29 protein-coding genes are annotated in these 25,501 nt (G+C 33.5%); 11 read left to right on the plus strand and 18 right to left on the minus strand.

The genetic code is table 11. From position 1 onward, the window contains the following. Positions 1 to 5 precede the first annotated feature (5 nt). From accC to VOI54_RS16185, 6 genes are all read right to left on the minus strand, one after another. The gene (accC, locus tag VOI54_RS16160) at positions 6 to 1,445 is read right to left on the minus strand and encodes an acetyl-CoA carboxylase biotin carboxylase subunit (protein ID WP_326284152.1); all 1,440 of its coding nucleotides are present in this window, start codon (positions 1,443 to 1,445) and stop codon (positions 6 to 8) included. Between the two features lie 3 nt (positions 1,446 to 1,448). Further along, positions 1,449 to 1,934 (minus strand): acyl-CoA carboxylase biotin carboxyl carrier protein subunit, encoded by a 486-nt coding sequence (locus tag VOI54_RS16165; protein ID WP_326284153.1) that lies wholly within the window; start codon positions 1,932 to 1,934, stop codon positions 1,449 to 1,451. A gap of 113 nt (positions 1,935 to 2,047) precedes the next feature. After that, positions 2,048 to 2,722 carry a PrsW family intramembrane metalloprotease gene (locus VOI54_RS16170; protein ID WP_326284154.1) on the minus strand — a complete coding sequence of 225 codons (675 nt, stop codon included), beginning with the start codon at positions 2,720 to 2,722 and terminating at the stop codon, positions 2,048 to 2,050. 4 nt (positions 2,723 to 2,726) lie between these two features. Next, positions 2,727 to 3,275 carry an NUDIX hydrolase gene (locus VOI54_RS16175; RefSeq protein WP_326284155.1) on the minus strand — a complete coding sequence of 183 codons (549 nt, stop codon included), beginning with the start codon at positions 3,273 to 3,275 and terminating at the stop codon, positions 2,727 to 2,729. A gap of 8 nt (positions 3,276 to 3,283) precedes the next feature. Next, the gene (locus VOI54_RS16180) at positions 3,284 to 4,438 is read right to left on the minus strand and encodes an aminotransferase class V-fold PLP-dependent enzyme (protein ID WP_326284157.1); all 1,155 of its coding nucleotides are present in this window, start codon (positions 4,436 to 4,438) and stop codon (positions 3,284 to 3,286) included. A gap of 42 nt (positions 4,439 to 4,480) precedes the next feature. Continuing rightward, positions 4,481 to 5,569: a M42 family metallopeptidase gene (locus tag VOI54_RS16185; RefSeq protein WP_326284159.1), complete on the minus strand. Its 1,089-nt coding sequence runs from the start codon at positions 5,567 to 5,569 to the stop codon at positions 4,481 to 4,483. Between the two features lie 103 nt (positions 5,570 to 5,672). Here VOI54_RS16185 and VOI54_RS16190 point away from each other — a divergent pair, with 103 nt between their 5' ends. The 3 genes from VOI54_RS16190 to VOI54_RS16200 are packed head-to-tail and all read left to right on the plus strand — an operon-like array spanning position 5,673 to position 7,477. Continuing rightward, positions 5,673 to 6,347 (plus strand): DUF4294 domain-containing protein, encoded by a 675-nt coding sequence (locus tag VOI54_RS16190; protein ID WP_326284160.1) that lies wholly within the window; start codon positions 5,673 to 5,675, stop codon positions 6,345 to 6,347. Positions 6,348 to 6,350: 3 nt separating this feature from the next. Next, on the plus strand, positions 6,351 to 6,977 hold the full coding sequence (trhA, locus tag VOI54_RS16195) for a PAQR family membrane homeostasis protein TrhA (RefSeq protein WP_326284161.1): 627 nt from the start codon (positions 6,351 to 6,353) through the stop codon (positions 6,975 to 6,977). 2 nt (positions 6,978 to 6,979) lie between these two features. Further along, complete coding sequence (locus tag VOI54_RS16200) at positions 6,980 to 7,477, plus strand: GNAT family N-acetyltransferase (protein WP_326284162.1); 498 nt, start codon at positions 6,980 to 6,982, stop codon at positions 7,475 to 7,477. 21 nt (positions 7,478 to 7,498) lie between these two features. Here the strand turns inward: VOI54_RS16200 and VOI54_RS16205 are convergent, their stop codons facing one another. The 3 genes from VOI54_RS16205 to VOI54_RS16215 are packed head-to-tail and all read right to left on the minus strand — an operon-like array spanning position 7,499 to position 9,427. Then, complete coding sequence (locus tag VOI54_RS16205; protein WP_326284163.1) at positions 7,499 to 7,927, minus strand: DUF4268 domain-containing protein; 429 nt, start codon at positions 7,925 to 7,927, stop codon at positions 7,499 to 7,501. 42 nt (positions 7,928 to 7,969) lie between these two features. Next, positions 7,970 to 8,644 carry a ZIP family metal transporter gene (locus VOI54_RS16210; protein ID WP_326284165.1) on the minus strand — a complete coding sequence of 225 codons (675 nt, stop codon included), beginning with the start codon at positions 8,642 to 8,644 and terminating at the stop codon, positions 7,970 to 7,972. 51 nt (positions 8,645 to 8,695) lie between these two features. Next, positions 8,696 to 9,427 (minus strand): class I SAM-dependent methyltransferase, encoded by a 732-nt coding sequence (locus tag VOI54_RS16215; RefSeq protein WP_326284301.1) that lies wholly within the window; start codon positions 9,425 to 9,427, stop codon positions 8,696 to 8,698. Between the two features lie 311 nt (positions 9,428 to 9,738). Between VOI54_RS16215 and VOI54_RS16220 the strand changes: the two genes are divergently transcribed. Continuing rightward, positions 9,739 to 10,896: a THUMP domain-containing class I SAM-dependent RNA methyltransferase gene (locus VOI54_RS16220; RefSeq protein ID WP_326284166.1), complete on the plus strand. Its 1,158-nt coding sequence runs from the start codon at positions 9,739 to 9,741 to the stop codon at positions 10,894 to 10,896. Between the two features lie 268 nt (positions 10,897 to 11,164). On the opposite strand, the gene VOI54_RS16225 is transcribed toward VOI54_RS16220, so the two are convergent. Genes VOI54_RS16225 through rlmD form a run of 4 tightly spaced genes read right to left on the minus strand, consistent with a single transcriptional unit; the run spans position 11,165 to position 14,362 of the window. Further along, positions 11,165 to 11,662: a YIP1 family protein gene (locus tag VOI54_RS16225; RefSeq protein WP_326284168.1), complete on the minus strand. Its 498-nt coding sequence runs from the start codon at positions 11,660 to 11,662 to the stop codon at positions 11,165 to 11,167. Positions 11,663 to 11,691: 29 nt separating this feature from the next. Continuing rightward, the gene (locus tag VOI54_RS16230; RefSeq protein WP_326284169.1) at positions 11,692 to 12,426 is read right to left on the minus strand and encodes a DUF6048 family protein; all 735 of its coding nucleotides are present in this window, start codon (positions 12,424 to 12,426) and stop codon (positions 11,692 to 11,694) included. Further along, on the minus strand, positions 12,392 to 12,934 hold the full coding sequence (locus VOI54_RS16235) for a DUF6452 family protein (protein WP_326284170.1): 543 nt from the start codon (positions 12,932 to 12,934) through the stop codon (positions 12,392 to 12,394). Before VOI54_RS16235 ends, VOI54_RS16230 begins: the two co-directional genes overlap by 35 nt. A 15-nt stretch (positions 12,935 to 12,949) precedes the next feature. Then, the gene (gene rlmD, locus VOI54_RS16240; protein ID WP_326284171.1) at positions 12,950 to 14,362 is read right to left on the minus strand and encodes a 23S rRNA (uracil(1939)-C(5))-methyltransferase RlmD; all 1,413 of its coding nucleotides are present in this window, start codon (positions 14,360 to 14,362) and stop codon (positions 12,950 to 12,952) included. Positions 14,363 to 14,495: 133 nt separating this feature from the next. Between rlmD and VOI54_RS16245 the strand changes: the two genes are divergently transcribed. The 4 genes from VOI54_RS16245 (at position 14,496) to VOI54_RS16260 (ending at position 17,288) form a co-directional block, all read left to right on the plus strand. Continuing rightward, positions 14,496 to 15,050 carry an RNA polymerase sigma factor gene (locus VOI54_RS16245; protein ID WP_326284172.1) on the plus strand — a complete coding sequence of 185 codons (555 nt, stop codon included), beginning with the start codon at positions 14,496 to 14,498 and terminating at the stop codon, positions 15,048 to 15,050. Then, the gene (locus VOI54_RS16250) at positions 15,040 to 15,426 is read left to right on the plus strand and encodes a DUF6768 family protein (RefSeq protein ID WP_326284174.1); all 387 of its coding nucleotides are present in this window, start codon (positions 15,040 to 15,042) and stop codon (positions 15,424 to 15,426) included. Before VOI54_RS16245 ends, VOI54_RS16250 begins: the two co-directional genes overlap by 11 nt. Positions 15,427 to 15,583: 157 nt before the next feature. Continuing rightward, entirely contained in the window at positions 15,584 to 16,828 is a 1,245-nt protein-coding gene (gene rocD, locus VOI54_RS16255) for an ornithine--oxo-acid transaminase (protein WP_326284175.1), read from the plus strand. Positions 16,829 to 16,838: 10 nt separating this feature from the next. Next, positions 16,839 to 17,288, plus strand: coding sequence for a DUF5362 family protein (locus tag VOI54_RS16260; RefSeq protein WP_326284177.1), 450 nt, complete (start codon positions 16,839 to 16,841; stop codon positions 17,286 to 17,288). Positions 17,289 to 17,348: 60 nt separating this feature from the next. On the opposite strand, the gene VOI54_RS16265 is transcribed toward VOI54_RS16260, so the two are convergent. The 3 genes from VOI54_RS16265 to VOI54_RS16275 are packed head-to-tail and all read right to left on the minus strand — an operon-like array spanning position 17,349 to position 19,889. Further along, positions 17,349 to 17,675 carry a CCC motif membrane protein gene (locus VOI54_RS16265; protein ID WP_326284178.1) on the minus strand — a complete coding sequence of 109 codons (327 nt, stop codon included), beginning with the start codon at positions 17,673 to 17,675 and terminating at the stop codon, positions 17,349 to 17,351. 8 nt (positions 17,676 to 17,683) lie between these two features. Beyond that, the gene (locus VOI54_RS16270) at positions 17,684 to 17,959 is read right to left on the minus strand and encodes a DUF2752 domain-containing protein (protein ID WP_326284180.1); all 276 of its coding nucleotides are present in this window, start codon (positions 17,957 to 17,959) and stop codon (positions 17,684 to 17,686) included. 58 nt (positions 17,960 to 18,017) lie between these two features. Then, positions 18,018 to 19,889 (minus strand): T9SS type A sorting domain-containing protein, encoded by a 1,872-nt coding sequence (locus VOI54_RS16275; RefSeq protein ID WP_326284182.1) that lies wholly within the window; start codon positions 19,887 to 19,889, stop codon positions 18,018 to 18,020. A 175-nt stretch (positions 19,890 to 20,064) separates the two neighbouring features. On the opposite strand from VOI54_RS16275, the gene VOI54_RS16280 reads away from it, so the two are divergent. Both VOI54_RS16280 and VOI54_RS16285 read left to right on the plus strand, forming a co-directional pair. Beyond that, positions 20,065 to 20,256, plus strand: a complete 192-nt coding sequence (locus VOI54_RS16280) for a hypothetical protein (RefSeq protein WP_326284183.1) — start codon at positions 20,065 to 20,067, stop codon at positions 20,254 to 20,256. Positions 20,257 to 20,258: 2 nt separating this feature from the next. Beyond that, positions 20,259 to 20,825: a DUF8465 domain-containing protein gene (locus tag VOI54_RS16285; RefSeq protein ID WP_326284185.1), complete on the plus strand. Its 567-nt coding sequence runs from the start codon at positions 20,259 to 20,261 to the stop codon at positions 20,823 to 20,825. Here the strand turns inward: VOI54_RS16285 and VOI54_RS16290 are convergent. After that, positions 20,822 to 21,730, minus strand: a complete 909-nt coding sequence (locus tag VOI54_RS16290; RefSeq protein WP_326284186.1) for a hypothetical protein — start codon at positions 21,728 to 21,730, stop codon at positions 20,822 to 20,824. The two genes, VOI54_RS16285 and VOI54_RS16290, sit on opposite strands and share 4 nt — an antisense overlap. A 137-nt stretch (positions 21,731 to 21,867) precedes the next feature. Between VOI54_RS16290 and VOI54_RS16295 the strand changes: the two genes are divergently transcribed. Further along, the gene (locus tag VOI54_RS16295) at positions 21,868 to 23,013 is read left to right on the plus strand and encodes a cysteine desulfurase family protein (protein WP_326284188.1); all 1,146 of its coding nucleotides are present in this window, start codon (positions 21,868 to 21,870) and stop codon (positions 23,011 to 23,013) included. A 28-nt stretch (positions 23,014 to 23,041) separates the two neighbouring features. On the opposite strand, the gene VOI54_RS16300 is transcribed toward VOI54_RS16295, so the two are convergent. Then, positions 23,042 to 25,501, minus strand: coding sequence for a TonB-dependent receptor (locus VOI54_RS16300; RefSeq protein ID WP_326284190.1), 2,460 nt, complete (start codon positions 25,499 to 25,501; stop codon positions 23,042 to 23,044).

The raw sequence follows: 25,501 nt of genomic DNA on the forward strand, positions 1-25,501 counted from the left end.
TCTGATTAGGAAGGAAGTCTTAATAATTTTTGATCTTCTAAATATTGTTTTACCGCCACTAAAGCAGCTATTTTTGCTTCTTCACTGGCCTGTTCCTTTAAGATTTCTGGAGCATAATAATTTTTCACAAAATGTGTGTCAAAATTTCCAGAACGAAAAACCTCATGCTCACATACATATTTACCAAATGGAAGCGTAGTTTGAACCCCTTCAATATGATACGAATCTATAGCCTTTATCATAAGTTGAATAGCTTCCGATCTGGTTTTTCCATAGGTAATTAGTTTAGCAAGCATAGGATCGTAGTAAATAGGGATATCCATACCTACTTTAAAACCATTATCAACACGTATACCATGACCTTTTGGGATTTTATAAGTATTTAAATGTCCTACGCTGGGAAGAAAATTATTTAAGGGATCTTCGGCATAAACCCGTAGTTCTAAAGCGTGTCCTGTTATTTTTAAGTCTTCCTGCTTTAACTGTAGGGCTTCACCGCGAGCGACCTTAATTTGTAATGCAACCAAATCAACGTCAGAGATGAGTTCAGTAACCGGATGTTCTACTTGTAGCCGGGTATTCATTTCTAAGAAATAGAAATTATGATCAGCATCTAACAAAAATTCAACGGTACCGGCTCCAAGGTAATCACATGATTTAGCTACTTTTATAGCAGCTTCCCCCATTTTTGTTCTTAATTCTGGTGATAAAATACAAGAAGGAGCCTCCTCAACTACCTTTTGGTGACGTCTTTGAATACTACATTCACGTTCAAAAAAATGCAGAATATTTCCATGATTATCTGCCATTATCTGTATTTCAATATGCCTTGGTGAGGTCACATATTTTTCAATAAAAACTGATCCATCTCCAAAAGCCGAAGTAGCTTCACTAATAGCACGGTTCATTTGAGATTCTAGATCGGCTGCTTGTTCTACCACACGCATTCCTTTTCCGCCACCACCGGCAGATGCCTTTATAAGAACAGGGAACCCAATATCATGAGCAATAGATTTTGCTTTATCAATATTGGTTATGGCTTCATCAATACCGGGTACCATAGGAATATCATAAGCTTTTACAGCTTCTTTGGCAGCCAGCTTACTCCCCATAATTTTAATGGTTTTTGAATGTGGCCCTATAAAAATAATATGATGCTCTTCACACAATTCGGCAAACGATGCATTTTCACTTAAAAACCCATATCCCGGATGAATGGCATCGGCGTTAAGCTGTTTAGCTACCTCAATAATTTTATCACCTTTAAGATAAGATTCATTTGAAGGAGCCGGACCTATGCACACAGCTTCATCGGCAAATTTAACATGGGGGGAGTTTCTGTCTGCTTCAGAAAAAACGGCAACAGTCTTTATACCCATTTTTTGAGCTGTTTTCATAACTCTTAGGGCTATTTCTCCACGATTTGCAACTAGTATTTTTTTCATGCTTTATTCAAACTCTATTAACAATTGATTTTTTTCTACAGCATCTCCCTTATTGACAGTTATAGATTTTACTACCCCTTCTCTAGGTGAGGTAATAACATTTTCCATTTTCATAGCTTCTAATATTAATAAAGGCTCATTTTCCATTACTACTTGTTTGGCCTGTACATTAATTTCAAGGATGAGACCTGGCATTGGTGCTTTTATAAAATCAATTTGCTTTGTAGTTCCAACGGTAAACCCCATAGTATTAATTAGTGTGTCTAGCTCATTAAAGATAGATACCTGAAACACATTACCGTTAACCTTAATCTGGTATGATTTGTTGTTGAAGTTAGAGTCTTCTATTTCAACATTAAAGGATTTATTGTCTTGAAGAATGTGATACGAGCTGTCAGAAACCCGGAGTATGTCAAGCTTTTTTAGCTCATGGTTGGTTATTTCAAAATTAAAAGTGTCGTTTACTTTTACCTTAAAATCTTTGCTCATAATTGAAAAATTGGTATTAGTAAATATAAGAATTTTCTAAAGCGGAATCACAATACTTAAAACAGATTTGGTGGCTACTATTTTCGAAAAGAAAAGCAACTCAAAATTTGTATTTATTGCTTAAACTGTGAGTTTTTTTGATGCCTTTTTATAGCTTTTAAAGATAAGATGATGCCAACAATTAGCGAAACTATAGCGCCAATCCAAATCCCTGGAACAAAGTCAATGAATAAGAAGAAATCATACGAACCATGAAATAGTATGGCTAAAAATAGTCCGGTTAGGTTTAATGATATTCTGTTGTTTGAAAATTTTGCCTTTCCCATAAAATACCCCATTAAAATACCAAAAGTGGCATGTGCCGGAATAGCTGTAAATGCCCTAGCCAGGGCTGTTGCATAGCCCCCTTCTAAAACATAAAATATGTTTTCGGTAGCAGCAAAACCCATGGAAACCATTACAGCGTAAACAATACCATCAAGAGGTTCGTTGAACGCTTTATAGTTTTGTGCGACATAGCGTACAATAATATATTTGCTGAACTCTTCAGTAAAGCCTACAACTAAAAAAGCTTTGATGAATTGTTGCAGGATACTTGTATGGTTAGGCAGTGGGAGTATAAAATCAAAGACATAGTAGATAATGGTTGTAATTATAATGCTAACAATTGCACCTAATAAAAAGTTTAAAACCAATAAACGTTTGGGCTCTTTTTCGTATTTATCTTTAAAATATATATAGATAATAACAACACATATTGGAGCAAGGGCTATAAGTATTAAATCCATTGTATTAGAGCTTTTTTAGTTCCTGTAAAACAAACTCATAATATGATTTGTTTGAAGACACAAGGTGATTGTTGTTAGCTGCTATGTTTAGAATTAATGAGGCAAATTCATCAAGGGTTATTAGCTTTAAAGCCTCAACTTCTTCATGCTGGGGAGTTAATTGAGAAAGCGGAATTTTAAGTTCTGAGATGAATGTGTTATGAAATTCGTTGTCAATAATACCATTGTTGTAGGACTGAAAACATTCAAAAACACCTATTTTATACAAGTCATTTTCTTGAATATTCAAGTCTATCTCCTCTTTGGTTTCTCTAATAGCAGCTTGTTTTGCTGTTTCTCCTGAATCTATATGGCCGGCAACAGAAACGTCCCATAATAATGGGCAAATGGATTTTTTAGCTGAACGTTGAGATAATAAAACCTCACCGTTTTTGGTATAAAACCAAACATGAGATGTGTGATGATAGTATCCCTTTAGGTGTACTACAGATTTTAATTCTGATTTTCCCAGAAGATTACCGTGTTTATCTGTAATATCTATAAGCTCATCCATAATACTTTTCAATTTAAAGCTGCTGCAACTGATCTTAAAAGTATATCAAAATCTTTTGAAGTGTTAAACAAATGACTAGAGACCCTGATATAATTTCCTCTATTAGCAATATAGACTTTGTTTTTATCAAATTCTGTTTTTAGTTTGTCCAAGTCTATGCTGTCCGGTAATTTTATGCCAAATAAATGTTTAGCACGGTAACTATCTTCTTCTATTATACAACCTAACTTTCTTAAAGGTTCTATTATATGTTTTGAAATAGAATGGCAATAGTCCTGGATGTTGTTAGGTGACCAATCCAAAATATGGGTAATAGAATCTTTTAACATGGGAATTGCTATAAAATTGGCGCTTTCTCCCATATTAAACCTATTGGAAAAAGATTTGTAGTTATCCTCATAATCGGTTAAACCTGCAAAGTTTTCACTATTTAACCTGTTTGACCAATTTTCTTCTATAGGTTGACCGTTATCAAAGTAAGGGCTGTAATAAGCCAATCCAAATGAATAGGCTCCTAATAACCACTTGTACCCTGCGCATATAAGAGCATCTGGTTCTATCTCCTTTATAGAAAAGGGGAGAGCCCCTATAGATTGTGAACCGTCAATTATTAGTAATGCGCTGTGTTTTTTTGCTTTTGTGCTGATTGCTTTTAAATTAAACACGGTGCCTTCTGCCCAGTGTATATTCCCCATGGTAATGACTGCAGTTTTTTCAGATATACTATCTAAAATATGATTATTCCAAGCTTTCCCACAGTTCATGTCTTCTTTAGGTTTTTGTATAATTTTGATAGAGGCATTGTATTTAGCGGCAAGACGTTTCCAGGAGTATATATTACTTGGAAACTGGTCTTCAATAACTAATATTTCATCTCCGGCTTGTAGTGTTATGTTGTTAGTAACGGTTGCTATGCCATAAGATACTGATGGAATTCCTACTATACGTTGTGGCTCATCCGTATCAATTAATTGGGCATACAATGTTTTTAGTTCAGCCAATGGTTCAAAAAAATCTGTACTTCTAATTGTAAACGGTTTACTTTTTTGATCAATTCCTGCTTTACCTACTGTGTTGGTTGTTTTTAGCAAAGGGGACATATTAGCAGCATTTAGATACACTACGTTTTCCGGAATATCAAATAAGTGTTTTTGATTTTTCATGGATATCTAAAAAAATTCCCGCTTTATGCGGGAATTATAAGTTTATTCAAAATAACTAAAAGTTTCACCGCCCTTAATATTAAGTAATGTTTCATAAATCAACTTAATGACATTTTCAACATCTTCTTTATGTACCATTTCTACTGTGGTATGCATGTATCTCAATGGCAGAGAAATTAATGCAGAAGCTACTCCGCCATTGCTATAGGCAAAGGCATCAGTATCTGTTCCTGTGGCTCTTGATAAGGCAGAACGCTGGAAAGGTATGTTTTTGGCTTCAGCTGTTTCGGTAATTAGGTCTCGAAATTTTTGCTGAACAGCAGGAGCGTAAGCTACTACAGGCCCTTTACCAATTTCTAAATGCCCTTCTTTTTTCTTCTCAATCATCGGGGTAGTGGTATCATGAGTTACATCGGTAATAATTGCGGCATTTGGTTTTATAGTATGCGCAATCATTTCAGCACCGCGTAATCCAATTTCTTCTTGTACCGCATTAGTTATATAGAGTCCAAAAGGCAGTTCTTTTTTATTTTCCTTAAGTAACCTAGCAACTTCAGCAATCATAAAGCCCCCCATTCTGTTGTCTAAAGCACGACATACAAATTTGTCATTATTAAGTATATGAAATTCATCAGGGTAGGTGATTACACATCCTACATGTACACCCAGTTTTTCAACCTCTTCTTTAGTGGTACAACCGCAATCAATAAATATATTATCAGGTTTTGGAGCCTCTTCTTTAGCTCTGTTTCTGGTGTGTATTGCAGGCCATCCAAAAACACCTTTTACAATACCATTTTTAGTATGAATGTTTACAATTTTACTGGGGGCTATTTGATGATCACTCCCTCCGTTTCTAATAACATAAATAAGACCATTATCAGAGATATAATTAACGTACCATGAAATTTCATCAGCATGACCTTCAATAACAACTTTGTATTTTGCTTTGGGGTTAATTACACCAACAGCAGTTCCATAAGTATCAGTAATGAACTCATCAACATAAGGTTTCAAGTAATCCATCCACAGTTTTTGCCCAGTCCATTCATATCCGGTAGGAGCTGCATTATTTAAATAGTTCTTTAAAAAATCTAATGACTTTTTGTTAAGAATGCTTTTGTTTGCCATGTATAAAAGTTTTGCACTAAAATAATAATATAAATACAAAAAGAATGTTTTAAATATTGTAAATTCTTAATTTTGGCACGTTAAATGCCCTAGCATTTTGTTTATGAACTATTTAAAATTTATAGCGTTATTATTTCCTGTTTTTCTTTTTGCTCAAGTACATGAAAAAGAACAGGATACAACGTCTATTGAATACCTTATTATAGAAGGTGATTCTATTCCGCGTAGGGCTATTGATTTAGATGAAGTCATGCTGTTGCATAAATTAGAATTTGGTAATAGGGAAGAGCGCATCCGTTATTTAATCTTAAGAAGAAAGACATTAAAGGTTTATCCTTATGCTAAAATGGCAGTAGAGCGACTGGATTCTATGAATATACATTTAGAAACACTTACTAAAAAACGTCATAAAAAACGTTATACTAAAAAGATTCAAAAATACATTGAAGGTGAGTTTTCAGCTGAATTGAAGAAACTAACCCGGACTGAGGGGCAAATTTTGGTAAAGCTTATCCACAGGCAAACGGGTAAAACCGCATTTAGCCTGGTAAAAGAGTTGCGTAGTGGCTGGCGTGCGTTTTGGTATAATACAACAGCAAGCATGTTTGATATTTCGTTGAAACGAGAATTTGATCCCAATAATGAAAAAGAAGATTACTTCATTGAAGATATTTTGCAACGGAATTTTCAGAGTGGGCGTTTAGAACATCAAAAATCGGCCGTCGAGTTTGACTTTTACGATTTAACAGATAAGTGGATTCATCAAAAAAAATCATAATACATGCGCTTGCAAACACCAATTGAAGAAAGGCTTAACGCTGTTTCACATGCTCTTGGAGTTTTATTTGGTATTATTGGGTTGGTTCTATTGATAACTCATAATTCTGATAAAACAAGTTTCAGTTTATTTAGCGTGATCATGTATGGTATTTCCATTATTCTTTTGTTTACTGCTTCAACTTGTTATCATGCAATCAGCAAAAGAAACCTGAAGCATTATTTTAGAATTGTAGATCATATCAGTATTTATTTTTTGATAGCCGGCACCTATACTCCGGTAGCTTTAATTGCTTTAGAGCAGAGCTTAGGCTGGACATTATTTTATATAGTATGGGGAATTGCGGCTTTTGGGGTGATACTAAAGCTGTTTTTTACAGGGAAATTTGAATTTTTTTCCACTTTACTGTATTTAATTATGGGGTGGCTTATTGTATTTGATTTTTCTAATTTGTCTGAAGCCATTGGAAGCAACGGCATTTTATTATTGTTTGCCGGTGGAGTGGCTTATACGGTAGGCATTATTTTTTATGCTATTCAAAGCATACCATACAATCATGTGATTTGGCATTTTTTTGTTTTAGCAGGAGCAATTTTTCATTTTTTTATGATTTATATTTATGTTATTTAAATATGGTTGAAGTACTTAAAGCAAAAACAAAATCTGATTTTATTAAAATAGAATCTCTGGCAGATACTATTTGGAGGGCACATTACATCCCTATTGTTGGTAAGCCCCAAATAGATTATATGCTTGATAAATTTCAATCCGTTAATGCCATAGAAAAACAGGTTATAGATGGCTTTGAATATTTTATTTTAAATCATAGTAATATCCCGGTTGGTTATATTGCCATCAGGCCAGAGGTAGAAACCTTATTTTTAAGTAAAATATATGTTTTAAGTCATTATAGAGGGCAAGGAATCGGGAAATTGGCTATGGATTTTGTGAAACAGAAAGCAAAAACTTATGATTTAGATAAAATTAGATTAACGGTTAATATAAATAATACCAATTCAATTAAAGCTTATGAAAAATTGGGTTTTAAAAATATTGGCCCGTTGGTAACAGAGATAGGTAATGGTTTTGTTATGGATGATTACGAGATGGTTAAGCTTGTTAAAAGTTAAAACCCTAGTTTTTACTATTCATTATCCCTCAATAATATCTTTGTATTCTTCAAAAAAGGCTTCAAATAAAGCCATTTTCTCATTAAAGAATTCCATAACATTACGCCATGAGTTTTTATTATGAATAGAAACTTTCTGTTCCAAAGGCACATAAACTCTGGAAATTTCTTTGTGATTTTCTAAAAAGTATTCTTCTTCAAAAATAGCTTCAGGGAGATATTCCTCTAAAAGAATAGATTTTAATGCTAATAATTTCTCCCAGTATTTAATACGGTTTTCAAGATCATCTTCCAAATCTAATGCCACTAAAGCCTTTTTGTTATCAAAATAAAACTTAAAGCTTAAGCCTTTTAATTTAGTATTGTATAAGAGCCATTTTCTTGGAAAAGATTTTCCAAAACAGATCCAAAATTCTTGTCTTAATCGTTTTGATTCTTCTTTAGAAAACACTGTTTTTTAATTTCAAGTTAATATTCACTCCGGCAGTTAAAACTAAATCAAATACGCAATTCCAACACCTAAAATAATAGCAATAAATTTTGAAAGATTGAACTTATGGCCTTCACCGCTTTCAAACAAAATGGTAGTAGAAATATGGAAAAAGATACCTATTACAATAGCATTAATACTATGGGCTAAATGAATACTAATATCAGAGGTATTTGAAATATAAGTTCCTAGTGGTGTCATAGCTGTAAAAACCACTAAAAAAGCTATTATCTGTGTTTTATTAAAATTTGATTGAAATAAGAACATGGTTATCAGGGTGGCAATGGGTATTTTATGCACTAAAACACCATAAACCATGTCATTGTGTTGATGTATTGGAAAACCTTCTAAAAAACTGTGAATACACAAACTAATAAATAACATCCACGGGAAAGCCGTTTTATCTTTATTGATATGCACATGCCCATGCTCAGCTCCTTTTGAAAATAACTCCAAAACAATTTGCAGCATAATACCACACATAATAAAAAGACCTGTCATCTTGGTATCAAGATGATTATATACTTCCGGTAATAGTTCAAAAAGTGTTAAAGCCAATAAAAAGGCCCCGCTAAAAGAGAGAAGAAGCTTAGTGTTCCAGTTTTTTTTATTTTTAGAGAGCTTTGCGATGACAACTCCTAAAATAACAGCATATATAGGAAAAAGATATTTATTCATTTAAAAATCAATTCACAAAAGTGAGTATAAAAATTAATGTGGATCATCCACTTATTTAAAAATCATAACTAAACGTTCAGAAGTCTTTGCATTAAACTTATGTAGTTTATAATTACCAAAAACATCCAATAAATGTACACCAGCAGCTTCAAAAAGTGTTTCAAAATCAGCTAATGTAAATGCTTTAACACGTTCCTGAAAGTTGTACAATTTGCCATTGGCTGTAAAAGTAATATCTTTTATAATATATTCACCTTCCACAAAGCGTTTTAAATTAAAAGTAATATCATCAATGGTTTTAACCTCTTCAGGGATCAGGTTATCAATTACAAATTCACTGTTCATAAAATCAATAACACCAAAGCCAAAGTCGTTTAGATTAGCCTTAATGGATTTAATAGTTTTTAGGTTATCAGCATCATCTTCAAAATATCCAAAACTGGTAAACAAGTTAAATACGGCATCAAACTGTTTATGATACGGTTTACACATATTATGCACATCAAAACGTAACCGATGATTTTCAAACTGTTTTGCAAAAGCAATACTGTTTTCGCTCAAATCCACACCTGTTACATCATATCCTATTTTATTAAGGTATCTGGCATGACGTCCTTTTCCACAGGCTAAATCCAATATAGATCCATGCTCCGGAATATTTAAATAACTGGTAAGCGTGTCCATGAATATATGAGCTTCCGTATCGTCCCTGTCTTTGTATAGAATGTAGTAAAACGGTGTGTCAAACCAAGATGTAAACCAAGTTTTAGTGTTATCAGTCATAAACATATCTTGCACCGGCAAGAATCTCTCTTTTAATTATTTTTTAGGGGTTATCACGCTTTTAGCGTAGTCAGGCTTTTCACTATATCTTTTTTGTTTGTCATTGCGAAGGTGATTTCTAATTACCTGTAACAATTTCTTAATTGAAAGGAGATTACTTTGTCGTAACTCCTCGTAATGACAATTTATTAATAAAGACAAAAAGATGCCGCTGCAATCCTTAACCCATTATCTGCATTTGCTAGTAATTAACCGCAAAATTACACTATTTTTGCAACCTATTAGATGTAAAAGTCTATCAGACGCAAAAAATGGGAGAAAATTTCAACATGGTAGCCAAAACATTATTTGGCTTTGAAGATTTATTAGAAAAAGAATTAGTACAACTTGGGGCGCAACATGTAAAAAAAGGGGTGCGTAACGTGTCCTTTGTCGGAGACAAGGGGTTTATGTATAAAGCTAATTTAGGCTTGCGTACGGCGATCAAGATTTTGAAACCTATTCATTCGTTCAATGTTAAAAACGAAAAAGATCTATACAATAAAATCTATGCCATGGATTGGGCTAAGTATTTGAAAACTACAGGTTCATTGGCTATTGATGCTACTATTCATTCAGATTTATTTTCACATTCTTTATTTATCGCTCAAAAAACAAAAGATGCCATAGTAGATAAGTTCAGAGATACAGATGGGCAACGCCCAAATGTAGATTTAAAGTTCCCGGATCTAAAAATAAATGTACATATTGATAGAAGAAAATGCACTGTCTCTTTAGATTCATCAGGAGATTCCCTACATAAAAGAGGCTATAAAACGGCAACTAATATAGCACCTATAAACGAAGTTTTAGCAGCAGGCCTTATCATGCTATCCGGTTGGGACGGTCAATGTGATTTTATGGATCCTATGTGTGGTTCAGGTACTATGTTAATTGAGGCAGCTATGATAGCCTGTAATATACCTCCAAACCTGATGCGAAAAGAATTCGCTTTTGAGCGCTGGCAAGATTGGGAAGTAGATCTGTTTGAAAAAATAGAAGAGTCTCTGCTCAAAAAAACACGCGACTTTCATTATAAAATTTTAGGTTATGATAAAGCCCCAAGCGCTGTGTATAAAGCCAAAGATAATGTAAGGAATGCCCAACTGGAGGATTTTATAGAGGTAAAACATGAAGACTTCTTTAAAACTCAAAAAGGAGGAGATGCAAAATTACATATGGTATTTAACCCACCTTATGGAGAACGTTTAAATATTGATTTGGAGACATTTTATGCTAACATGGGCGATACTTTAAAACGGAGCTATCCAGGTACTGATGCCTGGTTTATTACTTCAAACCTTGATGCGCTTAAATATGTAGGGTTGCGCCCATCAAGAAAAATACAGCTTTATAACGCTAAACTGGAATCACGTTTAGTTAAATATGTGATGTATGAAGGGAGTAAAAAAGGAAAGTATATGAAGTAATAGTTTCAAGTTAGGGGTGTGGATAGTCAATTATTATAACCTTAATAATATTCTTTTTTAGGTTTTATAAAATGTTAATCTTATTCCAAACAGATATTTGGGTTTTATTCTTTAATCTTAAGTTAATAAAAAAATAATAAAGATTATGGGTATAATAACTATCAAACCTGGAAGTATCATATTTAATATAGCTTTTCCTGTACCGAAACCTTGAATTAACTTAATTCCAATTACAAGAATTACCAAAGACCAAAGGCTTAAACTTAATTCAATAACTCCAAATACCCCCCCAACTTATACTATTAAAAGTAGAATTATCTAAAGGAACTGACCTAAATAAATCATCGCCTAAGATGATAACCTCCGGAATTAGCAATATAAGAGATGCTATGGATGGTACAAGAGCCCATGCTATTATCGTTCTAAATTTATCAGATTCTGCTTTGCCATCTAGCCAACCACCTGTAAAGCTTAGAGCCCATGCATAGATGTAATAAGATACCCAACCAAGCAAGCCGCCTAAGAAAAATGTTAATAATAAAACATAAGGAGTAGACATGTTATCTCCCATGCCTTTGTCAGATGCTCTGGAAACTGCACGAACAATACCTCCTAGAACAAGTAAAACATAAACATGCTTTTCGGGACATCTTTCCAAAATATATTGTAAAGTTAATTTTGGTTTGTTCCAAATTGAGTAAATCAATTCTTTTTGATTTATTTTTTGGTAATCTTTATCAAAATCTTCAAAGGCAGTTTTACTCATTATAGTTGATTAGCTATTGGTTAGGCAAATTACTTATCCTTTTTGTAGAGCGGAATTCTGTATGATAAGGTATAACTATATCCAACACCAATAGAGCTGCTGTCATAGGTTTTATTAAAGCCTGGAATATAAACATTTTCAAAATTTTCAGGAACCGTTTCAGAAGCCAGAAATTTAAGCTGTACATTCAAGCCCATGTAAAGGTTAGTGAGTAGCTCAGCTTTTATACCCAATATAATTTCAGCCCAAAAGGCTGTTAAACCACTAAATTCCTGTTTTACATCAGACGTAAACTGTGGAGCCCAATATTGATTGGTAGTATAAACAGTAAAATTATTTAAATCATGACTAAATGTACTGGCTCCAATTCTAAAACCGGCAAAAACCATGTTATCCATGTCTAACCAGTTATCATACATATTATAGTCTATTCCAGCTTTTAAATAACTGCCTTTACTTGTTATATTTAAATAGTCGGTAACCGTATTTTTTTCTTCCACACCAATCTCACCGGCAATATATAAACGCTCTTTCAAGCGGAAATCTCCAATAATTTCAAATCCTGTATAATCGTCATCAAAAGAAGACCTGAGTATTTTTCCAATATCAGCACCAATACGTAATCCGTATTTTAATTTAGTTGCCGTGGAGTCTTTTTTAACAGGGTTTACTATACTGTCATTTTGTGCACTTAAAGTTACACAAAAAGCAAACATTAAAATTAAACTACTAGTGTGTAATATTGAAGTGTGTTTCCAATTCATTTTCTACAGATTGGTTATCGTTTATAGGTTCTCTTGATTTTATCCAGTTATCATCATCCGGTTCTGGAGTAAGCGTCACGTTTTTGTAAATGGTTTTGTATCCACAAGCACGTGATACATATACCTCCTCACGACTATAATTTATGGTTATAGTATCTGCATTGCCGTCTATAAAATCATCAGACGGATCATCAGGCGTTCCATTATCATTAATTTCAGCATCTTTTATTAGTATAAACTGTGTCGTATTTACATCCGTTTTTAATGGCAAAAAAACATCATCAGTATCCTGAAAAATATAATCTTCTAGGGGGTCATCATTGCCTACACCAAAAACTACTAAATCAAAAACATTCTTCCTGCTATCGGGGTTGTCGGCATCATAAAAGTCAATGATAAGCCTGGGGGTTGTAGAAGTGGCAGAAGCGCAAATATCATCAGGTTCACATGCTAATGATATTATGGCGATAAGAAGAGCAGGAATTATAAGAATTTTTAAATACTTCATATTGTTAAGTACTATTTACCGGCGTTCCAAAAGTACAACATTTTCCACATGAAAAGTTTGAGGAAACATGTCAACCGCCTGAGTTTTAATTACTTTGTATTGCGCATCCATTAAGGCCAAATCTCTGGCTTGGGTGGCGCTATTACAACTTACATAAACTACCTTTTTTGGGGCAATGTTTAAAATTTGCTGAACAACATCTTTATGCATACCGTCTCTGGGAGGATCCGTAATAATAACATCCGGTTCTCCGTGAGTTTGGATAAATTCAGTATTAAATACATTTTTCATATCGCCAACAAAGAATTCAACGTTATTAATGTTATTTAATTGTGCATTTTCTTTTGCTGCTATAATAGCATCGGGTACAGATTCAACCCCAATAACTTTACTGGCTTGTTTTGATACAAATTGAGCAATAGTTCCGGTACCGGTATATAAATCATAAACTAATTCATTACCCGTTAAGCCTGCAAAATCTCTGGTGATTTTATACAATTCAAAGGCCTGTTCTGAATTGGTTTGATAAAAAGACTTTGCATTTATCTTAAACTTTAAGCCCTCCATGTTTTCAAAAATGTGGTCATTCCCTTTATAGCAAATAACTTCCTGATCATAGATAGTATCATTAGCTTTACCGTTAATCACATATTGCAAAGATGTGATCTGTGGAAAGGATTCTGCAATGAAATCTAATAACAACTCACGTTTGATTTTATCATCTTTAAAAAACTGAATTAAAACCATGATATTTCCGGTGGTTGATGTACGAATCATCATGGTACGTAGTAGTCCGGTTTGATTTCTGGTGTTAAAAAATTCTAAGTTATGATCAATGGCAAACTGCTTTACAGCATTTCTAATAGTATTAGAAGGTTCGGCTTGCAAATGACATTTGTTTAAGTCTAGAATTTTATCCCACATTCCGGGAATATGAAAACCTAAAGCATTTTTATCTCCTAAGTCTACATCAGATTGGATTTCCTCCAGTGTTAGCCAACGGCTGTCACTAAAAGAAAACTCCATTTTATTTCTATAAAAATAGTGTTTTTCAGATCCTAAAATTGGTGTAACCTCAGGAAGCTCAACATGCCCAATACGGGTTAAGTTATTAGTGACTTCTTTTTGTTTATAAAATAATTGATGTTCATAAGCCATATTTTGCCATTTGCAACCACCACAAGTTCCAAAATGCTCACAAACAGGTTCTGTACGTTTATCCGAAAGCTTATGAAATACTGTTGCTTTGCCTTCATAATAGGCTTTACGTTTTTTAAAAGTCTGTACATCAACAATATCTCCAGGTACAGCATTGGGCAAAAAAATGACTTTTCCATCTGGTGCCTTAGCAATAGTTTTTCCTTTTGCTCCGGCATCAATAACAGCTACGTTCTCAAAAATTTGTTTTCTTGATTTTCTTCTTGACATGCTGCAAAAATAACAATAGCAATAAATAAATATGCCTTAAATTCCATTAACTTTAAGAGATTTTAATTTTATTCAAAATAAAATGAACCTTTTTTGATATTGCAAGTCTTTATAATAGAAGTTTGAGTTTTCAATGCGTAAAAAACAGCAATTAATTAATAAACATTTGGTTATTGACTATCAGTCAGGGAAGCTTGAGGCACTTCCTCTATTAGTTAAACGCTGGCATAAGTACTTTTGCGAAAAAGCATTTTGGATAGTTAAAGATCCGGATGTTGCTAAAGATATTGCTCAGGAAAGCTGGACGGTTATTATAAATAAAATTGAAAATTTAAAAAAGCCAGAGTGTTTTGGGAGTTGGGCTTCCCGTATTGTATATACCAAATCATTAGACTGGATCAATACCAATAAAAGGTTACAAAAGAGTCTTGAAACTTATAAGCAAGAGCAAGTAAATATCGAGAATGAAGGTGATGATGAAGATAATATTAAGATAAAGCTTTTGGAAGCTATTAAGACATTACCAGATGCTCAACAAGTGGTCATTAAACTATTTTATGTTGAAGATTACTCCTTAAAAGAAATTGGCGAAATTTTAAATATTTCAGTTGGAACTGCAAAATCAAGACTATTTCATGCGAGGGAAAAATTAAAACAAATTTTAAAAATTAGAAATTATGAAAACTAAAATGGAAGATATTGACAAGTTAATAAAGGAAGCATTGACCCAAGAAGAAGCTAAATTTTATGACAAGTTAGAGGAACAAAACGTACTCCAAATGGTAGGAGGGTTGTTCCGGGGAAAAAACAAGTGGATTATGTATTTAATGAATGTGATGACCCTGATATTCTTTTCGCTTTTTGTATACTGTATAGTTCAATTTTTTAACACAGATACTGTAAGTGAATTGATTAAATGGGGCTTAGGGAGTGTGGTGTTTCTTTTAGCAGTAAGTATGTTAAAAATATTTGCCTGGTTACAAATGGATAAAAATGCTATTATTAGAGAGGTAAAACGTTTGGAACTCTTGGTGTCTTCCTTATCCGGTAGAATGTCTGAATAAGATTTTTTGAACTAATTTTTAATTAGTAATTTGCAAGCCCTAGGGATGATTTCTCTCCCACGCTGAATTTTCGACTCTTCGAAAGGATAAAGGTACAGAAGGAATGGTTATTTTAAGTACCTAAATCATTAGGTATAAACTTTTAAATTCTTTTAAAATGGCTGTTTTAGACCAATTGACTTCGCAACGTGCGATCGATTTAGAAAACAAGTATGGTGCACACAATTACCATCCATTACCTGTTGTGTTAAACAAAGGAGAAGGTGTGTTTGTATGGGATGTTGAAGGTAAAAAATATTACGATTTTTTATCAGCTTATTCCGCAGTAAATCAGGGACATTGTCACCCTAAAATTGTGGGCGCAATGGTAAATCAAGCTCAGACATTAACATTAACCTCAAGAGCATTTTACAATGATATGCTTGGTAAGTTTGAAAAATTTGCTTGTGAATTTTTTGGATTTGAGAAACTTTTGCCAATGAACACTGGTGCTGAAGCTGTTGAGACAGCGCTAAAACTTTGTAGGAAATGGGCTTATGAAGTAAAAGGCATAGATGAAAATAAAGCTGAAATTATTGTTTGTGAAAACAATTTTCATGGCAGAACAACTACAATTATTTCATTTTCAAATGACTCTGTAGCACGTGAAAATTTTGGTCCGTATACCGAAGGCTTTATCAAAATTGAGTATGATAATTTGGACGCTCTTGAAGGTGCTTTAAAAAGCAATCCTAATGTTGCTGGATTTTTGGTTGAACCTATACAAGGAGAAGCCGGGGTTTATGTACCAAGTGAAGGTTATTTGAGAAAGGCAAAGGCCTTATGTAAACAATATAATGTATTGTTTATAGCTGATGAGGTACAAACAGGTATTGCACGTACAGGAAAACTTTTGGCTGTGCATCACGAAAATGTTACTCCTGATGTTTTAATTCTGGGCAAAGCAATAAGCGGAGGGGTGTATCCGGTTTCTGCAGTATTGGCAAATAATAACATTATGAATGTTATTAAACCGGGGAATCATGGAAGTACTTTTGGAGGTAATCCAATAGCTGCTGCTGTAGCCATGGCTGCTTTGGAGGTTGTTAGAGATGAGGATTTAGCTAATAAAGCCTATGAGATAGGTGAATTATTCAGAAGCGAACTAAATAAATATATTACATCCAGTAACATTGTGAAGCTTGTAAGAGGTAAGGGCTTACTTAATGCCATAGTAATAGACAATGAAGAAGACAGTGACACTGCATGGAATATTTGTCTGGCATTGCGGGATAACGGGCTGTTGGCAAAACCTACGCATGGCAATATTATTAGGTTTGCTCCACCATTAGTAATGACTAAAGATCAACTGTTGGACTGCGTTAGTATTATCACTAAAACCTTAAAGCCATTCGAAGATTAATTAAATATTTATGGAACAAAAATCAGCTTTTGACAGCTTTGAACTTGATATCAATCAGGACATTAAAGAATACTTAAATGAAACTTCAAAGTGGTCGCATTTTTTATCCATACTCGGCTTTTTGGGTATTGGATTAATGGCAATAGGCGGTGTAGGCTTTAGTTTTTATACCGGCTTAAATAATTTTGAAGGAAACACAGCTTATGGGTTAGGGTATTCTGCAGGGATTGGATTAGTGTATATCCTTTTAGCTTTAGTTTATTTTTTCCCTGTTTTATATTTATTTAAGTTTTCAAAGCATATGAAAACAGCTTTAAAACTAAAAAATAATAAGAACCTTAAAAGTGCCTTTTTAAATTTAAAGTCGCATTATAAATTTATGGGCATATTTACTATAGTGATTATCTCGCTTTACTTGTTGATTCTAGTTGGAGTTATGACTGGTGCAGCGTTGTTTTAATGTTTCTGGAAATGGATAAAAAAAAGCGACCTTTTGGTCGCTTTTTTTTATGATTAGATTTTAATTGTTTTGCATTTGTTCCATTATTTCCTGAGACTTTCTCATCATCTCGTCCCAGCCAATAGTAGATATTTGATAAATGGTATAAACAAGATATAGAATATTGATAATTAATATAACCATTGCAACAGTTTTTGCTGTATTCATTGCCTTAACACTATTTACCTCATAGTTTTCGGGGTTAAGTTTGGCATCTTTTAGTTTACTGTTTGCAATAAAAAATGCAATACCGGCAAGAATAAAGCCAAAACCGCCAAAACAGCAGCATAAAAGACCAATAATAGCTAATACGTAAACAAGGGTTGGATTGAGTTTTTGTTGTTCCATGTGTGATTTTAATTGATTATTTTAAATATATAACTAACGATAATTGTTATTACAGTAATGATGGCTAAAGCCCCAATTATTCTGTTTGAATATTTAAATTTAAAGAAAATATTTATAGCAATAAATATAAAAAGCGTAATTAAACTATAAATAGCCGGATACATATAAAAAGCCGATACAAACTCCCCCTGAAATATTAAAACTAAAGCACGTTGCATACCACAACCAAAGCATTCAACCCCGAACAATTTTTTATTTAAACAAGGAAGCATGTATTCCTCCATACATTGAAACTATTGATTCTAAGCTAAAGTACTAAAAGAAAACGAATGTTAATTACAATTATTTTCTATTTAAAATAATGATTTTTTTACTAAATATGGTAAGATCTGAGGTTTGAATCTTGGCAATATAAACACCTTCACTAATTGATTCGGTTGGATAATGATATTTTCTTTTTGAAGAATTTAAGGTTTGGTTTACTATTTGTTTTCCTGAAACATCATACAATGTAAATGATTTAATAGATAATCTGTTTTCATTAATGATTGTTAGTTTAGAAGCCCTATTGTTTTGAAATACTCTAAAAGCATTCAGAGGTGTGTTTTCAACGTTTAATGTATTGTCTTTTATAAAACTGATTTCAAAACGATCGTTGTAAGTCCCACTATCTAAAGTAATGTCAAAAGCTCCGTTTTTAATATCGGTATATTTATTTTCCACCTTGTCATATAAATAAATGTTTATATGATCCGGAATATTTTTGAGCTCGTTTATTTTAACATTAAATTCAGTTTGATCCTGATCTGTTTTAAACCCTAAAGGCACTTTTGTGTTTTCGTCATAGTTGATAGATTTTATGACTAATGCTTGGGCACTTGAAACTAAATAGGAATCTGAGTTTAATTCGTTAAAGCTCAACGCATCATAAAAACGATTGTATGTAGAGTTGTCAGGAGTATTTTCTCTAAAAGCAATAACATTTTCTTTATAAAATGCATTGTTTATTCTGGTATGAATTCTTATTTCGGGGATAATATTTGGATTATTAATAATGTTATCATAATCTACCCCGTTATGTGACATGGCAATAACTTTTGTTTTTCCATTTTTTGATTTATTGCTTTTAGCAAAAATGGAACCATTACCGGTAGGTGATGAATCCTCGGCTAAATACAAACGCATGGAGTTGTCAAATGTGATATTTCCCCCCGTACCTTCACTTTGAATCATAAATCCTTGACCAACCGCAGCATAGCGTCTGGAATTGTTGGCGCTAAAATCAGTTGTATTTCCTGTAGTATTTCCAATTGTACTTCCGTCTGTATTATAGTTTTTAAAAGGAGCTGAAGCATAAGTACCGTTGTCTGATAAATTTCCTAAATCTCCTGGGGTATATACCCCATATCCACCTTCATAGTTTGCTATACGATGTGAATTGGTTTCTTTTTGTTCCCAAAAAAGAATATGGCCACTTAAATTGTTTTGATTATCGGTTGAATTTGCAAAGAACAGTTTCAGATCCAGAGCAGAAGGATAGGGGTTTCCGGTTAACGTATTTACTTTATCAAGTGTCCCTGAGTTAGGTTGATTGTCAGTACCATCAAAAGTGCAGCTAATCGTTATTTCACCGTTATTAGGCCTGCCCCTAAAATCCAGAATATTGTTAGTATTTGGACTCCCTTTTAATGTAAAGCCATATCCGGGATTGACGGTACCAGTATCAAAAATTTGATTCCAGTCATTATAACCTTCAGCATCTATATAGGTGAACATCCAATAATTTGAGAGCGCAGTAGCTGTGCCATTATAGGAAGGGGTAAAGGTATAGGCACTTGAGTTAATATTGGTTGGGTCAGAACCATCTATAGGGTCCCAAACATTAGAACCATTAAAGTACACATTAGATTGTACTGTGCCATTAATAGGAACTCCTACAGGCGAGCACCAATAATTATACTCATAAATACCAGTGGTTTGATTTTGGTAAATAGAAAGTTTACCTTCATCTGAATTCTTTGAATCTGTATTTTGTAGTAATTGTGCATTCCCTCTTAAGTAAAGATTAGATGTAGATGTGTCTAATCTAATATCATCATTTACAAATACAACAACATCCCTGGAATAGAGATAACTGTCGTCAGCAACATAAAGGTCCTGGCTAAAACTGAAGTTAATTGTAAAGACAATTACTATTAATAATCGATAAAACATACGCTTAGAGAGAGCAATTTACGAGGCAAATATAATAACTTTTTTTCAATAAATGTATTTTATCGGGTATTTTTGTATTTAAACGTTATTCATGCATAATATATTGTAAGTGTTTAATGATTTAAATTCTAATTTTTTGATGTAATTTGCCTGCCTGTTTATTGAATGAATAATTATGAAGTATTTAAATTATATCTTAATCATTATTGGGGCTTTTGTAGCGATGTATGCAAAATCAGGGTCTGGTCAAAATCAGTTTATATTGATTGCAGGAATTGTTCTGCTAATGATTGGTGTATATAGAGTATCCAGAACCATACCTAGTAGAACCGATGAGGAGGATAATGAAAAACCAGAGAATGACTAATTATGGATTTCAAGGTGGATCATTATGTTTTGGTGTTAGATGAGGATTTGTCCGGGAAAATTAAGAAAATTCAAGGTCGTATTGTTTCTGTTGAAACTGATGATGGTTTTTTAATTGATTTTGATGAAAGTGAATTAGTTCTTAAGAGCAAAGAAGACTTAGCTTTAAAGTCAAAAACATTTTTACATTCAAATATGGATACGGTTATTTCTGAAAAGGAACTACCCAAAAGGAAACATCAAACCAAGAAAAGAGTTAAAGACCGTTATGAACCTACTATGGAGATTGATTTGCATATTAATCAATTGGTTAAATCTGCACGTGGCATGTCCAATCATGATATGTTAACACTCCAAATAGAAACGGCAAGAAGGCAATTAGATTTTGCTATTGCTAAGCGTATTCAAAAAATAGTATTTATACATGGTGTGGGAGGGGGGATACTTAAATTAGAATTAGAATATCTTTTTGGGCGCTATGATAATATAAAATTCTATGACGCTAACTACCAAAAATATGGTTTAGGAGCAACAGAAGTTTACATTTACCAGAATACAACCTCTAATTAGTTAAAGACAGGATTTCCTTCTCTTTCAGATGATAACTCTAAAGTACCAAAATCATAAACATCTGCAGCTAAAATTTGTATGTCAATATCTCTTAAAATTAGACTAACTACATAAGTTTTTAGAATAATATGACTTCTATATGCTGTTGCAGGAAGTACATCCTTTACTTCTGGGTTCAGGTAGTCAGGGCCTATCTCACTATTTGTGATATCATTAGCTGGGTTTTCATCTTGAGGTTCCTTTTCTTCATCTCTTGTTAGAGTGCCATCACCATCATCGTCTGTATCTAAATAATCTGGAGTACCGTCACCATCAGTATCTTGGGCATCACTTATGTCACCATCACCATTTATATCAGGATGCTCATCTTTGGTTAAAATATTATCACCATCATCGTCTGCATCTATATAGTTTGGTATAGTATCACCATCAGTATCATCGTCTTCTAAATCACCATTATTGTTTATATCTTCCAATATTGCCGGTATACCATCGTTGTCATCTTCGGTTAAAACCGTTTTAACATCTGCAGAACCACCTAAGCTTTGTAAATCTTGTGTAATTATTACTTCAGAATTAGGAATATCAGAGCAAAACAGATCACTTGGTAAATTCGTATTACTATACGTTCTGTAATTAAAAGGGTTAGTTGTGTTAACCGAATAGGTCATTTCAAAAATACCATTCTCGTCTACTTGAAGCAGGTCATCTAAGGTTACTTTAGTAAGTTTTAAAGATAGTGATTCTGAAGGATCGTCTTTGGTTTTGAAAAGTACTAAATTTTTGTCCCCACAACTTTCAAAGGTGTCTCCAAAATCTAATTCAATAGTTATAATATCTCCATCATCACATGATTGAAAAGGGATTAAACAAAAACATATTAAGACAAAAACTAACTTACGCATGGGACTTGTTTTTAAGCAAAAATAATGGAATTGTTAATTATAACGTATCATATTGGTAATAATTTTATTTCAAGTATTTTTGGCATTAAAATGATGATAAACTATTATTTATTGCAAATGTGTATAAAGCCTAATACATGAAACAGGTTTATTTTGATAATGCAGCCACAACACCATTGAGAGGTGAGGTTATAGAGTTAATAACAAATGTTTTGAAGAATAATTTTGGAAACCCTTCTTCTTCACATGGTTTTGGTCGTGCATCTAAAGTTTTAATAGAGCAATCCAGAAAAACCATTGCCGGTTATTTAAATGTATCTGCCAGCGAAATTATTTTTACCTCAGGAGGCACAGAAGCAGATAATTTAGTTCTTAAAAGTGCAGTGAAAGATTTAGGCGTGACGCATATTATAACCTCAAAAATAGAGCATCATGCTGTTTTACATACTGTTGAACAACTACAAAAGGACTATCAAATTTCTGTAAGTTATGTGCATTTAAATAAACAGGGTGATGTTGATCTGGAACATTTAGAAAGTTTGCTGCAAACTGAACAGAACACGTTGGTTAGTTTAATGCATATTAATAATGAAATAGGTAATATTTTGGATATTAAACGTGTAGCGAATTTATGTAAATCCAATAATGCTTTGTTTCATACTGATGCTGTACAGTCTATAGGCCATTATGATTTGGATTTACAAGATGTACCGGTAGACTTTTTAGCTGCATCTGCTCATAAATTTCATGGGCCTAAAGGTGTTGGTTTTGTTTTTGTTAGAAAGAATTCAGGGTTATCAGCATTGATTATTGGTGGAGAACAAGAACGTGGTTTAAGAGCTGGAACCGAAAGCATACACAATATTTCAGGTATGGAACTGGCTTTAAAAATAGCCTGTAAAAACTTTAATGAAGAAGTAAAACACATAAAATTTCTAAAGCAATATTTTATTGATAGCATCAGCAGTGCAGTACCTAACATAAGTTTTAATGGACATTCATCTTGTTTAGATAAGAGTACTTATACATTGGTAAATGTGTGCTTACCAATTCCTCCTAAAAAGGCATCAATGTTATTGTTTCAATTAGATTTAAAAGGAATAGCCTGTTCTAAAGGAAGTGCCTGCCAAAGTGGTAGTTCCCAAAACTCACATGTGCTTTCAGAAATTTTAAATGAAGAAGACCTAAAAAAGCCATCCATCAGATTTTCTTTTAGTATTTACAATACTAAAGAAGAAGTGGATTACGTTGTTAATACCTTGAAGGCGTTTGTTAAAGCGTAATTTTTTAATTTAACAGGGGTGTAGCCGGTTAAAACTTCATAGTAGTTCTAACATTAAACACTCGTGGTGTCAGGTAATTAGGAATTGCAATCTGACGCTTATTATTTACATCTCTAACCCAGGTATTTGTTATAGAATTTTGAACATCGAATATATTGAATATTTCGACCCCAAAAGACAAGACTTTAAAAGGTTTTTTCCATCCGCTTTTGAACCTTTTATTGCTATCAACCAATACATATTGCAGGCCTAAATCTGCTCGTTTATAATCAGGAAGCCTGTTTTGAAATTCATAAGGGTCAGCATAGCTGGGTGAACCACCTGGTAATCCGGTATTATAAACCAGGTTTAAATACATCTTCATATTAGGTACACTTGGTACGTAATCCTGAAATAAAGCTGCAAATTTTAAACGTTGATCTGTAGGCCTGGAAATATAGCCTCTGTTATCAATATTTTCTTCTGTTTTTAAAAAGCCAAAACTAAACCATGATTCTGTACCCGGTACAAATTCACCATTTAAGCGCATATCTAATCCATAAGCATAGGCTTTAGCATTGTTATTTGCTCTATATCTAATTCTTACGTTTTCTAAAGTGTATGTATTGACATCGGATAAATTTTTATAATACGCTTCGGTGGTAAGTTTAAAGGGCCTATCCCACATTTTAAAGCTGTAATCGTTACCTAAAACCAGATGAAGTGATTTTTGAGCTTTTACATGAGGCTGAATGACACCTTCCTCATCCCGAAGTTCTCTATAAAATGGCGGTTGGTAATATAATCCGGTAGCAACCCTGAAAAGCATGTCTTTATCCCAATTAGGTTTTATGGTAAATTGAGCTCTGGGGCTAAATACCGTTTGATTTGACGAGGCTATGTTGTCTCCTTTAACGGACCAATTATGTACTCTTACACCTGCATTATACCATACGTCACTAGAACCTAAAGTACTACGTTTACTCCATTGTCCGTAAGCCTGTATTCTATCTATTTTGGTAGCGTTTGTAGCTCGTACATTTTGAAAAGGTTCTAACGGACCTGTATAAGGTTCATAAGGCTGTTCATTTGCTGGTATTCTTGGAGGTCTTACAGAAAACCCTGCAGAGTCAATAACTTCCCATTCTACCAATCGATCTCTAATATCCTCATTGGTATATTTTACAGACCACTCAATTCGGTTATCATCAATTTTAAAGTCACCTTTATGCTGGAGTGTGGTAATAAGCGCATCCAAATCATTTCTTCCATGTGTTAATTGACTTCCAATACCTTCACTAAATTCAACTTCACCCAAATTTTCATCGCCTATGTTACCATTAACCGTTCCCAGTCTGTATTGAGCCAAAATATCAAAGTATTCCTCTTCTTTAGTATTGTAAGTAGATGCAATAAAATGTAGCGTTAAATCTTTATTTGCAAAATATGAGCCCTTAAAACTTCCAAATAAGGTTTGGTATTTGTCTTTTTCCTGCCCTTCATAAAATACCAATAATGCCATGGGTTCAGTAAGTGTTCCAAAATTTGTTTGGCGCGTTCTGGGTTCGTAATCGTATTTGTTTATAGAGGCATTTCCTAAAAAACTTAGATGAAACTTATCTGAAAACCTATAGGTAAAATAGCCTTGGATGTCTGCAAAAGTCGGTTTGAAGTTAGTTTCTGTTTCTTTGGCATTAACCAATAAACTATTATCCCGGTACCGGGCACCAACTATTCCGGAGAACTTGGAGTCTTTACTAACATTTTCAACAGAAACACTGGCACCTAACAAGCTTAGATCTGCATTGACTTCAAATTGATACGGGTTTTTATAGGTGATGTCTAAAACCGAAGATAATTTATCACCATATTTGGCTTGAAATCCACCGGCCGAAAAATCAACATTTTGAACCAGATCTGTATTGACAAAGCTCAGTCCTTCCTGTTGTCCGGAACGAATTAAAAACGGGCGATACACTTCTATATCATTTACATATACAAGGTTCTCGTCATAATTACCGCCTCTAACCGAGTATTGGGTACTCAGTTCATTATTGTTACTCACACCGGGAAGAGTCATCAATAGGTTTTCCACGCCGGCATTAGCCCCTGGTATTTTTCTAATGGCCTCCGGGTTTAAAGTAATAATGCCCTCAACGTCCTTTCTTTTATTACTGCTTACTATTACCGGAGCTATTTGTTCAATTGAAGCGCTCATTACAGGGTTGAATTCATATTCCTCCCCATTTTTTAAATTAAACGTTATTATTATTTTTTTATAGGAAAGGTGTGTAAGTTCAATCGAAACATCTGTATTGGCTGCAATATTTATACTGTAAAACCCATTGGTATTGGTTTCTGTTCCGGAGTTTTCAGCTTTGATACTAACCTTTTCTATAGGCTGATTGTTTTCGTCTAAAATAACACCTCTAATTGTTGCAGATTGACTGAAACCTATAGTGATTAAAGAAAAGAGTAGTGTTGTGGTTAGTAAAAGTTTTGCCTTCAA

It is taken from the genome of Alterotamlana spongicola (genome assembly GCF_035818475.1).
Classification (GTDB): domain Bacteria; phylum Bacteroidota; class Bacteroidia; order Flavobacteriales; family Flavobacteriaceae; genus Cognatitamlana.